This is a genomic window from Micromonospora haikouensis (genome assembly GCF_900091595.1).
Classification (GTDB): Bacteria; Actinomycetota; Actinomycetes; order Mycobacteriales; family Micromonosporaceae; genus Micromonospora; species Micromonospora haikouensis.
Genome location: NZ_FMCW01000001.1, coordinates 33,706 through 47,445, shown reverse-complemented (window position 1 = coordinate 47,445; position 13,740 = coordinate 33,706). Strand labels below are relative to the sequence as shown.

Here is a 13,740-nt window from a genome sequence, read left to right as displayed (position 1 = left end):
TGTCGTCAACCTTCGTTCGCAGGGGTGGGTTCGGGCAGGTGCGCGGCCAGTCGGCCGGGGGTGGGGTGCAGCATCAGTTCCAGGACCTCCAGGTCGACGCCGAGCGCCTCGACGCCGTGCACCAGCCGCATCGCCGTGAGCGAGTCCCCGCCGAGGTCGAAGAAGTCGTCGTCGACCCCGGCGGGCACGCCGAGCACCTCGCCGAACAGCGCGCACAGCCGGGCCTCCCAGGCGGTGACCGCCCCGGCGTCGGCGTCGGCGTCGGCTTCGGGGGCCGGCGGCAGCGGCGCGGGCAGGGCGGCGCGGTCGAGCTTGCCGTTCGGCGCGAGCGGCAGCGCGGCGAGTTCGACGAGCGCCGCCGGCACCAGGTACGCCGGCAGGCTCGCCGCCAGCTCGGCGCGCAGCCGGGCCGGGTCGAACGGGGTCCCCGGCTGCGGCACCACGTAGCCGACGACGCGGCGGATGCCCGGCACGTCCTCCCGGACCGTCGTCGCCGCGGCGGCCACGCCCGCGCAGCGGGCCAGCGCGGCGTCGATCTCGCCCAGCTCGACGCGGAAGCCCCGCACCTTCACCTGCTGGTCGTCGCGCCCGTGGAACACCACCTGGCCGGCGGCGTCCCAGGCCGCCCGGTCGCCGGTGCGGTACATCCGCTCCCCCGGGCCGCCGAACGGGTCGGCCAGGAACCGCCCGGCGGTCAGGGCGGGCCGGCCCAGGTAGCCCCGGGCCAGGCCGACGCCTGACAGGTAGAGGTCGCCCACCACGCCCGGCGGTACGGGGCGCAGGCAGCCGTCGAGCACGTGCACCCGGGTGTTCCAGATGGGCCGGCCGATCGGCACGTACGCCGGGCGCGCGCCGGCCGGCACGGGCCAGTACGTGACGTCCACGGACGCCTCGGTGGGCCCGTACAGGTTGTGCAGCTCCGCGCCGCAGGTGGCGTGGAAGCGGTGCGCCAGGTCGGGGTCGAGGGCCTCGCCGCTGCAGACCACCCGGCGCAGGCCGGCGCAGTGCGCGGCGACCGGCTCGGCCAGGAACGCGGCGAGCACCGACGGCACGAAGTGTGCGGTGGTGACCCCGTGCCGGGCGATCAGCCGGGCCAGCCGGGTCGGGTCGCGCTGCTCCTCGGCGTCGGCGACGACGACCGCCGCGCCGGTGGACAGCGGCCAGAACATCTCCCACACGGACACGTCGAAGCTGAGGCTGGTCTTGTGCAGGACCCGGTCGGCGGCGGTCAGCCCGTACTCCTGTTGCATCCACCGCAGCCGGTTGACGATGCCGGCGTGCGGGACGACCACCCCCTTGGGCCGCCCGGTCGAGCCGGACGTGTAGATGACGTAGGCGGGGTGCTGAGGGCGCAGCGGGGCGCGCCGCTCCCGGTCGGTGGGCGCGGTGGCGGGTTGCCGGTCGAGCAGGTCCACCACGGCCGGATCGTCGACGGCGACGCAGCGGTCGGCGGGGCAGCCGTCGGCGACCAGCTGCCCGGCGGTGTCCCGGGTCGCGACGACGCAGACGGCCGCGCTGTCGCGGACCATCAGCGCCCGCCGCGCGGCCGGGTAGTCCGGGTCCACCGGCAGGTACGCCGCGCCCGCCTTCACGGCGGCGAGGATCGCCACGAGGCTGGCCGGGGAGCGGGGCAGCCCGACGGCCACCACCCGCTCCGGGCCGGCACCGCGCGCGATCAGCAGGTGGGCCAGCCGGTTGGCGGCGGCGTCGAGGCCGGCGTAGGTCAGCTCCTCGTCGCCGCAGCGGACGGCGACCGCGTCGGGGGTGCGCCGCGCCTGCGCCTCGACCAGCCCGGCGAGGGTGCGCGGCGCGGCCGGGTCGGCCGGGTCGTCGGCGGCCCCGACCGGGTGGGCGGTGTCGTTGGCGTCCGCGAGCAGGCGCAGTTCCGCGCCGGTCAGCGGGGCGAGCCGGGCCACCGGGATCCCCGGGTCGGCGACGACCGCCCGCAGCAGCGCGGTCAGCCGCTCCAGCACCGCCGCCGCCGTCGCCGCGTCGACCAGGTCGGGCTGGTGGCTGACGCGGACCCGCATCCGGGCGCCGGGCAGCACGACGACGGCCAGCGGGTAGTGGGTGGCGTCGCGGCCCGCCACGGCGGTGATCCGGGCCTCGCCCACGGCCGGGGCGCCGTCGAGCGCGACGGGGTAGTTCTCGAAGACGTACAGGGTGTCGAAGAGGGTGCCCTGGGTGCCGGCGAGCCGCTGCACCGCGCCCAGCCCGAGGTGCTGGTGCGGCACGAGGGCCGACTGTTCGCCGTGCAGCCGGGTCAGCAGGTCGCCGAACGTCTCCCCCGGGCCGGTGCGCACCCGCACCGGCAGCGTGTTGAGGAACAGCCCGACCATCTGCTCGACGCCCGGCAGGTCCGGCGGGCGTCCCGCCACCGGCGTGCCGAACACGACGTCGGCGCGGCCGGTGAGGTAGCCGAGCAGCACGCCCCAGGCCCCCTGGAGCACGGTGTTGACGGTCACGCCGCGCGTCCGGGCCAGGGCGGTCAGCGCCGCCGTCAGCTCCTCGTCCAGCTCCAGGTCGACGTCGCGCGGCAGCGCCGTGGGGTGCGCCGCGCCCGGCCCGGCCAGCAGGGTCGGCTCGGCCAGCCCGCCCAGCGCCTCCCGCCACGCCGCCTCGGCGGCGGACCGGTCCTGCCGGGCCACCCACGCCAGATAGCTGCGGAACGGCACGGGCGGCGGCGGGGCGGCGGCCCCCCGGTGGTGCTCGTAGGCGGCGATGAGATCGCGCACCACCAGCGACAGCGACCAGCCGTCGAGGAGGATGTGGTGGTGGGTGAAGTCGAGGCGGTGCCGCCCGGCGTCGAGGCGGACCAGGCTGAACCGCAGCAGCGGCGGCCGGGCCGGGTCGAACCGCCGCCGCCGTTCGGCGTCGGCGATCCGGGCGGCCTCGGCGTCGCGTTCCGCGTCGGGCAGCGCCGACAGGTCGGTCTCCTGCCACGGCAGCTCCACGCCGTCGCCGATGACCTGCACCGGCGGGCCGGCGAGCCGCTGCCGGAACGCCGCGCCGAGGTGCGGGTGCCGGGTGAGCAGGTCCCCGGCGGCGCGGCGCAGCGCCTGCGCGTCGAGCGGGCCGGTCAGCTCCAGGGTGAGCTGGGCGGTGTAGACGTCCGCGCCGGCCCCGGCGTACGTGGCGTGGTAGAGGATGCCCTCCTGCAGCGGCGCGAGCGGCAGCAGGTCCGTCAGGCGCGGGTACTCGGCCCCGATGGCGTCGAGTTCGGCCTGCCCGACGTCGACCAGGTCGAAGTCCGACGGGATCCGGCCCGCCGCCGGTGCCGCCGCGCTGTCGGCCAGCACCTGTAGCGCGCGCAGCCACGCGTCGGCCAGCTCGCGGACCCGGTGCTCCGGCACGGCGTCGCCGGCCCAGGTCCAGGTGGCCCGCAGGTGGGGACCGTCGGCGGTGTCCACGGTCACGGCGTTCAGCGACACGGCGTGCGGCAGCGGCATGTCCGCGTCGACGTCGCCGCCGAGGGCGTCCTGCGCGATGGGCGTCCAGTCGGCCTCCGCCGCGCCGCCGCCGAGCCGGCCGAGATAGTTGAAGCCGAGCTGCGGGCGGCCCAGCCCGGCGAGCTCGGGGCCGGTGGCCGGGTTGAGGTGGCGCAGCAGCCCGTACCCGATGCCGTTGTCGGGCACGGCCCGCAGCCGCTGTTTGACCTCCCTGACGACGGTGCCGACGCCCGCCCCGGCCGCCCACACGTCCGCCCAGTCCACGCCGGCCGGGTCCACCCGCAGCGGAAACAGGCTGGTGAACCAGCCGACGGTGCGGGAAAGGTCGACGTGTTCGGTCAGCGGCTGCCGGCCGTGGCTCTCGACGTCGACGAGCAGCCCGCCGGGCCGGGCGGACGCGACCGCGATGGTCAGCGCGGCCAGCAGCACCTCGTCGACCCCGGCGTGGAACGCGTCGGGGACGCGGCGCAGCAGCGCCGCCGACAGCTCCGCCGGCACGGTCTGGGCCAGGCTGCGGGCGGTGCGGGCGGTGTCCCGGGCCGGGTCGGCCGGGCGGGTGCCGACGGGCGGCGGGGGTGTCGCGAGCGCCCCGCGCCACAGGTCCAGCTCGGCGGTGCGCGCCGGCCGGGTCGCCTCCTCGGCGAGCAGCGCCGACCACCGCCGGTACGAGGTGGTGACCGGGGCCAGCTCGGGCCGGGTGCCCGCCGACGCGGCGGCCCACGCGGCGGCCAGGTCGGGCAGCAGGATCCCCCAGGAGGTGGCGTCGACGGCGAGGTGGTGCGCGGCCAGCAGCAGCCGGCCCCGGGCGTGCGGGCCGGCGTCGAACCAGACGGCCTGGAGCATGACCCGCGCGGCCGGCGCGAGCCGGGCCTGCGCCGCGCGGGCGTGCGCGGCCACGACCGCCCGCAGGGCCGGCTCCGGATCGGCCGGGTCGACGGGCACCCGGGTCAGCACCGAGGCGGCCGGCACGCTGCCCGGCGCGGCCACGTCGAGCCGCCACGGGCCGTCGGGGCAGGACGGCCGGTCCAGCCGCATCCGCAGCGTGTCGTGCCGGTCGAGGACCGCCTGCACGGCGGCGCGCAGGTCGGCCTCGGTGAGCCCGGCCGGCACGCGCACCACCATCGACTGGTAGTAGCCGTCCACCGGCCCGCCGGCCGCCCGCAGCCACTCCATGATCGGCGTCGGGGCCAGCTCGCCGGCCCCGTCGTCGGCGCGGGCGACGGCGGCGTCGCGGGTGCGGTCGGCGGCGGCGTCGGCGGCGAGGTCGGCGGCGGCGGCCAGCCGCGCGACGGTCGGGTGGGCGACGACGTCCCGGGGCCGGATGGCCAGCCCCGCGCTCTGCGCCCGGCTCACGAGCTGGATCGACGAGATGCTGTCGCCGCCGAGGCCGAAGAAGCTGTCCCGCACGCCGACGGTGGGCACCCCGAGGACCTCGGCGAACAGGTCGCACAGCAGCTTCTCGGTGACCGTGCCGGGCAGGTCGTCGCCGGGCGCGGGCTCCTGGCCGGGCGCGGGCAGGGCCAGCCGGTCGACCTTCCCGTTGGGGGTCAGCGGCAGGGCGGCGAGCCGCACGAAGATGTTCGGCACCATGAACTCGGGCAGGTGGGCGGCGACGAAGGCGCGCACGGCCGCCGGGTCGAGGGCGGGTCCGCCCGCCGTCCCGACCAGGTACGCGACCAGCTGCCGGCCGCCCGTGCCGACCTCGCGGACGACCACCGCCGCCTGGGCGACGGCGTCGTGGCGGGTCAGCACCGCCTCCACCTCGCCGGGCTCGATCCGGTGCCCCCGCACCTTCACCTGGTCGTCGACCCGGCCGACGAACTCCAACTCCCCGTCGGGACGCCAGCGCACCAGGTCGCCGGTGCGGTACATCCGCTCGCCCGGCCCCGAGTACGGGTCGGCGACGAACCGGGTCGCGGTCAGCCCCGGCCGGCGCAGGTAGCCGCGGGCCAGCGCCCGCCCCGACACGTACAGCTCGCCGGCCACCCCGGCGGGGACGAGCCGGAGGCTGTCGTCGAGGACGTACACCTGGCAGTTGCGCACCGGGCGGCCGATGGGCACGGCGGCCCCCGCCCCGACCCGGTCGGCGCGCAGGTCGGCGCTGATGGTGGCGCACACCGTCGTCTCCGTCGGGCCGTACGCGTTGACCATGCGGCGGCCCGGCGCCCAGCGGGTCACCAGCTCGGCGGGCAGCGCCTCGCCGGCCAGCACCAGCGAGCGCAGGGTCGGCAGCGGCTGCACGGCGAGCTGGGTGAGCACCGCCGGGGGCAGCGTCGCGTGGGTGACCCCGTGCGCCCGGACGCACTCGGCGAGCGGCTCGCCGACGAGCAGCCGCTCGGTCGGCACGACCAGCGCCGCGCCGCAGGTCAGCGCCATGCACAGCTCCCAGAAGGAGGCGTCGAAGCTGGGCGAGGCGAATTGGAGGACCCGGGCCCGCCCGTCGACGCCGAGGTGGGCGGCCTGGGTGGCGGCGAGGCTGCTGACGCCCCGGTGGGTGACGACGACGCCCTTGGGGCGGCCGGTGGACCCCGACGTGAAGATCACGTACGCGGGGTGGGTCGGCAGCAGGGGGACGCGGCGGTCCCGGTCGGTCGGGTCGCGGTCGGGGCGGTCGGCCAGCTCCGCCGCCAGCGCCGGGTCGCGCAGGTCGAGGCGGGGCAGGCCGGCGGCCTCGGCGGCGGCGCGGGCCACCGGCGCGGCGTCCGCCCCGGCGAACACCACGCAGGCCGGCTCGGCGTCGGCGAGCATCTGCTCGACGCGGGGGCGCGGATATTCCGGGTCGACCGGCAGGTAGCCGCCGCCGGCCTTGGTGACGGCGAGGATCGCGGTGACGAGGTCGGTGCCGCGCGGCAGGGCGAGCGCGACGAGCCGCTCCGGGCCGATGCCCCGGGCGACGAGCGCGTGGGCGAGCCGGTTCGCGGCGGCGTTCAGTTCGGCGTACGTCAGCCTGCGCGCGCCGCAGCGCACGGCGACCGCGTCGGGGGTGCGGGCGGCCCACGCCTCCACCAGGGCCGGCAGGGTCGCCACGGGCACCGGGTCGGGGTTGCGGGACTGGGTCGACAGCCGGTGCCGCTCCTCGACACCGAGCAGGTCGAGCCGCCCGGTGCGGGTCGCCGTCGCGGCGGGCAGGTCCGTCAGCAGCCGGGTGAACCGGCGCAGCAGGCCCCGGGCGAAGGCCGCCGGGAACAGGTCCGGCCGGTACGACAGCCGCAGCCGCAGCCGGGTGCCGGCCGCCGCGTTGAGGCTCAGCGGGTAGTGGGCGGCGTCGTCCGCGCCCGCCTCGACGCGCAGGGGCCCGCAGCGCAGCTCCCCGGACTCGGGGAAGTTCTCGAACGCGACGCAGGTGTCGAACAGCTCGCCCGTCCCGGCGACCTTCTGCACGTCGGCGAGGCCCAGGTGGTGGTGTTCGATGAGGTGCGCCTGCTCGTGCTGGATCCGCGTCAGCAGCGCCGACAGCGGTTCGTCGCGGCGCAGCCGCACGCGCACCGGCACGACGTTCATCAGCAGGCCGACCATGCTCTCCGCGCCGGCCAGCTCGGGGGGCCGCCCGGACACGGCCGCGCCGAACGTCACGTCGGAGCGCCCGGTGAGCTGGCCGACGAGCAGCGCCCACGCGGCCTGGACGACGGTGTTGACGGTGAGGTCGTGCCGGCGGGCGAACGCGACGAGGTCCGCCGTGTCCTGCGGCCCGAGTTCGCCGGGCAGGCTGCCCGGCCAGACGGGGGCGCGGGTGGGGTCGGCGGGGGCGACGAGGGTCGGCCCGTCCAGCTCGGCCAGCGCCGCCCGCCAGGCCGCCTCGGCGCGCGGCCGGTCCTGCGCGGCGAGCCAGGCGAGGAAGTCCCGGTACGGCACCGGCGGCGGCAGCGCCGCGCCGTCGCCCCCGTGCTCGTAGAGGGCGCACAGCTCGCGGATCAGCAGGGACGTGGACCAGCCGTCGAGCAGGATGTGGTGGTACGTGACGACGAGCCGGTGCCGGTGGCCGTCGACGCGGATCAGCCGGAACACGATCAGCGGGGCCCGGCGCAGGTCGAAGCGGCGGCCCTGGTCGGCCTCGGTGTGCCGGGCGAGGGCGGCGTCGGGGTCCTCCCCCGGCTCGACGGTCACCTCCGTCCACGACAGGCCCGCCCCCGTGGTGATCACCTGCACGGGCGCGCCGGAGCGGCGTTCCCGGAAGCTGGCCCGCAGGTTGGGGTGCCGGCGCAGCAGCCCTTCCGCCGCGGCGCGCAGGGCGGCGGCGTCCAGGGGGCCGTGCAGGTCGAGGATGAGCTGCGCGGTCTGCACCTCCGGGCCGGCGCTGCGCTGCCAGGAGTGGAACATCATCCCGGCCTGCAACGGCGCCAGCGGCAGGATGTCCTCGATGTTCGACGTCGTCATGACACCGCTCCCTGTTCCGCCGCGAGTTCCTGCTCAAGGTCGTCGATCTCGTCCTGGGTCAGCGAGACCAGCGGCAGGTCCGCCGGCGTGTGACCGCCGGCGGACGGTGTCGCCGAGCTGGCCACGACGGCCTCCAGGGCGGCGTGCCAGTCGTCGGCCAGGTCGGCCACGTCGGTCTCGGCCAGCAGCCCCGCCGGCCACGACCAGGTGGTACGCAACTGCGGCCCGGCCGGGCCGTCGACGGTGACGGCGCCGATCTCCAGGGCGTGTGGCACGGGGTCGCCCGGGTCGGCCCCGCCCCGCAGCACGAGGCCCTCCTCCGCCGGTCCCCAGTCGTCCGGCTCGGCGGCGGGGAACCGGCCGAGATAGTTGAAGGCCACCTGCGGGGCCGGCATCCGGGCGAGCACGGGGCCGGTCCGGGGGTCGAGGTAGCGCAGCACGCCGTACCCGCCGGCCGGGGGCAGGGCGTTGAGCTGCTCCTTGACGCGCTTGACGGCGGCGCTGACGGTCGGGCCGCCGGTGCGCGCCTGCGCCCCGTCGACAGGGCCCGGGTCGAGCCGGACGGGGTGGATGCGGGTGAACCAGCCGACGGTGCGGGACAGGTCGGCGTCGGGCACGAGCCCGTCGCGGCCGTGCCCCTCCAGGGCGACCAGCACCCCGTCGGAGCCGCCCCGGCCCCGCCGGGCCAGCCAGGGCGGCAGCGCCAGCGCCAGCGCGCTGAGCAGGATCTCGTCCACCCCCGTCCGGTACGCGGCCGGCGCGGTGGTGAGCGCGGCGGAGGTGCAGGCCGGCGACGCGGTGCGGGTGACGCTGCGCAACCGCCCGTGGACGTCGACGCGGCGGTCGAGGGGCCGGTCGCCCAGGGGCGGGTCGGGCCGGTCCAGCAGCCGCGTCCAGGCGGCCAGCTCGTCGGCGCGGGTCGGCTCCCCGACGCGCTCTGGCACGCCGTCGCGGTCTGGCACCCCGTCGCGGTCTGGCACGCCGTCGCGGGTCGGCTCCCCGGCCAGCGCCGCGACCTGCCGCGCCCAGGCGCGCAGCGTGGTGCCCGCCGGCTCCAGCTCCGGCCGCCGCCCCGCGTCGAGCGCGGCGCAGGCCGCGCGCAGGTCGGTCAGCAGGATCCGCCACGACACCCCGTCGACGGCGAAGTGGTGCACGACCAGCAGCAGCCGGTTCCCGACGGGCGGGCCGGCGGCGAACCAGACGGCCTGCACGAGTACGCCGTCGGCGGGGCGCAGCCGCTCGCGGGCGGCCCGCGCCTGCGCGGCGATGAGCGCCGGCCGGTCGGCCGCGTCGGCGTCGGCGAGGTCGACGACGCGCAGGCAGTCGTCGGCGCGTACCGCCCCGGCGGGCGGGATCTCCAGCTCCCACGGCCCGTCGCCCGGCCCGGTGCGGGCCCGCATCCGCAGCGCGGGATGGTGGTCGAGCAGCGCCTGCACGGCCTCGCGGACCCGCTCGACGGTCTGCCCGGCGGGCACCCGCACCAGCATCGACTGGCTGAACGCGTCCAGCGGGCCGCCGAGTTCCTCCCGGGCCCAGGCCATGATCGGCGTCAGCGGCACGGTGCCGGTGCCGTCGTCGGCGGGGCCGGCGTCGGCACCGTCCACGGTGGTCGCCACGGCGGCCAGGGCGCGCACGGTGCGCTGCTGGTAGACGTCCTTCGGCTTGAGCTGCAGGCCGGCGCGCCGGGCCCGGCTGACGAGCTGGATGGACATGATGCTGTCGCCGCCGAGGCCGAAGAAGCTGCCGTCGATGCCCAGCTCGGGCACGCCGAGCAGCTCGGCGAACAGCTCGCACAGGATGCGTTCGGCCGGGGTGCGGGGGGCCGGGCCGGTGAGCGACCCGTCGAGTTCGGGCTCGGGCAGCGCCACCCGGTCGACCTTCCCGGTCGGGGTCAGCGGCAGCGCGTCGAGCACCACGAGCCGCGCCGGCAGCAGGTACTCGGGAAGCTGGTGGCGCAGCCACTCGCGGACCTGCGCCGCCGTGAGGGTGGCGGAGCCTGCGGGGGTGACGTAGCCGACGAGCCCGGCGCGTCCCGCCTCGTCGGGGCGGGTCACCACGACGGCCGCGCCGACGTCCGGGTGCCGGGCGATCGTCGCCTCGACCTCGCCGGGTTCGACCCGGAAGCCCCGGATGTTGACCATGTTGTCGACGCGGCCGGCGTACTCCAGGTCGCCGTCGGGGCGCAGCCGCACCCGGTCGCCGGTGCGGTACAGCCGGCCGCCGGGCGGGCGGGCGTACGGGTCGGCGACGAACCGCTCCGCCGTGAGTCCGGGCCGCCCCACGTACCCGCGCGCCAGCCGCGCGCCGCCGACGTAGAGTTCGCCGACCGCGCCGAGCGGCACGGGCACGAGCCTCGGGTCGAGGACGTGGGCGGTCAGGCCGGCCACCTCGCGGCCGATCCGGCTGAGGCCGTCGCCGACGTCGTCGGGCCCGAGGGTACGCGCGGTGACGTGCACGGTGGTCTCGGTGATCCCGTACATGTTGACCAGTCGCGGGCGGTCCCAGCCGTGCCGGGCGGCCCACCGGCGCACCGAGGCGTGCTCCAGGGCCTCGCCGCCGAAGACCACCCAGCGCAGCGCGTGGGGCCGGTCGGACCGGGAGTCCACGTCCTCGAACTGGGCGAACGAGGAGGGGGTCTGGTTGAGCACGGTGACCCCGGCGTCGGTGACCAGGCGGTGGAAGTCCTCGGGGTTGCGGGAGACCCAGTAGGGCACCACGACGACCCGGCCGCCGGTGCTCAGCGCGCCCCAGATCTCCCACACGGAGAAGTCGAACGACGAGCTGTGGAACATGGACCAGACGTCGTCGGGGCCGGCGGTCAGGAACTCCTCGCCCCAGTGCAGCAGCCGGGCGACGGCGGAGTGCGGGACGACTGAATTGATTGACCGCGCACCCAACTCCCCATACGTCAACACCACCTCCCCACACACCACCGCCACCGCACCCGGCGACCGATCCACCCACCGACCCACCAACTCGTGCACCAGCAGCGCGCGGTCGGCGGGCTCCGGGGGCGGCGCGGCCGCCGCCGACCAGGAGGCGAGCAGGGACCGCTCCGCCGCACCGGCCAGCGGCTCGCGCAGGTACCGGCGGTCCGGCGCGGTCACCATGTCCCACAGGGCGGCCACGAACCAGTCGCGCAGCAGCCGGACCTGCTCGGCCCGGACGGCGTCGGTGTGGAAGTCCATGGCCAGCAGCACCCGGTCGGAGACCGGGTCGCGGACGACCCCGATGTTGAGCGGGAAGTTCGTCGGCTCGGCGCGGACGGTGGAGAAGCTGCCGATCTTGCCGTCGAGGATCTCGGTGCCCCGGCCGGAGAGCATCTCGGCCATCACGTGGAAGTGGTTGTAGACGAAGTTGACGTTGACCGGCTGGTCCATGCCGAGCCGGCGCTGCATCTCGGCCATGGGGAAGCGGCGGTGCGGCAGCATGTCGCGCTCGGCCGCGAAGACCGCGGCGATCAGGTCCGTCCACCTGCCGTCGGGCAGCGCCAGCCGGAACGGCAGCGTGTTGAGGAACAGCCCCCGCACGTCGTCGCCGCCGGCCTCCTCCGGCCGGCCGTTGGCGGTCACGCCGACCAGCACGTCCGTCGCGCCGGTGGCGTAGCCGACCGTACGCAGGCAGGCCGCGACGAAGAGGGCCTTCAGCGGGGTGCCGCACCGGTTGGCCAAGTCCCCCAGCGCCGCGCAGAGCTCGGGGCTGAGCACGGTCTCCACCGAGCCGTAGCGCTGGCGGGCGTCGGTGGCATACCACCACTCGCCCAGGAAGCGCTGCTCGCCGGGCAGCTCCGGCACGGGCCCGTCGGGCCAGCGCAGCAGCCGGGTGTCCGGCGGTTCGGCCAGCCGCTCGCGCCAGAACCGTTCGGTCTCGGTCGAGGTGAGGGCGGCGCGTTCCAGCTCGACGAAGTCGCGGTACTGCGCGGTCAGCGGCGGGTCCGCCGGCTCGACGCCGTCGCGCAGGCCCTGGTAGACCCGCATGATCTCGCTGAGCGTGGAGTGCAGGCTCCAGCCGTCGAACACGGCGTGGTGCTCGGTGAGCGTCCACTGGAACACGTCGTCGGAGCGGCGGTGCACGTGCATCCGCAGCAGCGGCGGGCGGTCGTGGTCGAACGGGGTGACCCGCTGGTGCTCCAGGTAGGCCCGGACGATCTCGTCCTGCGCCGCCTCGTCGAGGTCGCGCAGGTCGTCGCAGCCGACCGGCAGGACCGCCTCGGCGTGCACGAGCTGCAGCGGTTCGCTGTAGTCGGTGAGCGACAGCGCCGTACGCAGGATCGGGTGCCGGCGCACGACGTGCGCGACCGCCCGGGAGAAGGCGTCGGCCTCGAACGGCGCGCGCACCTTCATGCTGTCGACGTTGTGGTACGGCAGCCGCTCCGGGTCGCGGGTCATCTCGTAGACCATGCCGACCTGCAACGCCGTCATCGGGTACGCGTCGACGAGCCCGCCCGGCAGGTGGGCCCGGTCGGCGGCGTCGACCAGCTCGAACGGGCGGCGCGTCGGCGCGTCGGGGACGTCGACGACCGTGCAGGCGGCGGCGAGTTCGGCGATCGTGGGGCGGTGGAACAGCTCCTGCAGCTCGAAGGAGATGCCGCTGGCGCGGGCCGCGCCGAGCACCCGGATGCTGCGGATCGAGTCGCCGCCGAGGTGGAAGAAGTTGTCGTGCCGGCCCACCTGGACGGGGCCGAGCGCGTCGACCCAGATCTCGGCGAGCCGCCGCTCCACCGGGCCCTGCGGCGGGACGTAGTCGCCGCTGCCGGCGGGGCGGGCCTCCTCGACGGGGTCGGGCAGCCGCCGGTGGTCGGTCTTGCCGCTCGGCGTCAGCGGGATCGCCGCCAGCTCCACGAAGCGCGCCGGCACCATGTAGTCGGGCAGCCGGTCGGCCAGCCACTGCCGCAGCTCGGCGACCGGCACCGTCGACCCGGCCTCCGGCACCACGTACGCGATGAGCTGTGGGGCCCCCGCGTCGTCGGGCCGGATGGTGACGGCCGTGCCGGTGACGCCGGGGAACTGGTGGGCGACGGCCTCGATCTCGGTCAGCTCCACCCGGAAGCCCCGGATCTTGATCTGGCTGTCGGCGCGGCCGGCGTACTCCAGGGTCCCGTCGGGACGCCACCGGGCCAGGTCACCGCTGCGGTAGAGGCGCGCGCCCGGCTCGTCGCCGACCGGGTCCGCCACGAAGCGTCCGGCGGTCAGTCCGGGCTGGCCGAGGTAGCCCCGGGCGACCCCGGGCCCGCCGACGTACATCTCGCCGGTGACGCCGACCGGGCAGGGCCGCAGGTTCCCGTCGAGGACGTGGATCGCCAGGTCCGCCAGCGGGCGGCCGATCTGGGTGAGGGCGCGGGTCAGGTCGTCCGGCCCGACCTCGCGGAACGTGTTGTGCACGGTGGTCTCGGTGATCCCGTACATGTTGACCAGTCGCGGGCGGTCCCAGCCGTGCCGGGCGGCCCACCGGCGCACCGACCCGTGGTCCAGGGCCTCACCGGCGAAGACGACGTAGCGCAGCGCCAGCGGCTCCGGGTGCGACTGCAGGTGCGGGTCGGCGAGGCGGGCGTCGGCGGCCTCGAACTGGACGAACGCGGACGGGGTCTGGCTGAACACGGTCACGCCCGCGTCCCGCACGAGCGCGTACAGGTCGTCGGGGCTGCGGGAGACCCAGTAGGGCACCACGACCAGCCGGCCGCCGGTGCCCAGCGCGCCCCACGTCTCCCAGACGCAGACGTCGAACGACGAGCTGTGGAACATGGACCAGACGTCGTCGGGGCCGAAGCTGAAGTCGCGGGCGGCCGAGGCGAACAGCCGGACCGCGTTGCGGTGGGTCACGGTGACGCCCTTGGGGCGGCCGGTCGACCCCGACGTGTAGATCACATACGCCGCACTGTCCGCAGTCACCTTTACCGGCGACGGGACCTCGCCGACCG

Annotated in this window: 2 protein-coding genes; both read right to left on the bottom strand. The window is 76.7% G+C overall.

From position 1 onward, the window contains the following. Positions 1 to 5 precede the first annotated feature (5 nt). The gene (locus tag GA0070558_RS00105) at positions 6 to 7,823 is read right to left on the bottom strand and encodes a non-ribosomal peptide synthetase (protein WP_091274099.1); all 7,818 of its coding nucleotides are present in this window, start codon (positions 7,821 to 7,823) and stop codon (positions 6 to 8) included. Next, a partial coding sequence (locus GA0070558_RS00100; protein WP_176734037.1) for a non-ribosomal peptide synthetase occupies positions 7,820 to 13,740 on the bottom strand: 5,921 nt, incomplete at its 5' end. The genes GA0070558_RS00105 and GA0070558_RS00100, both read right to left, overlap by 4 nt.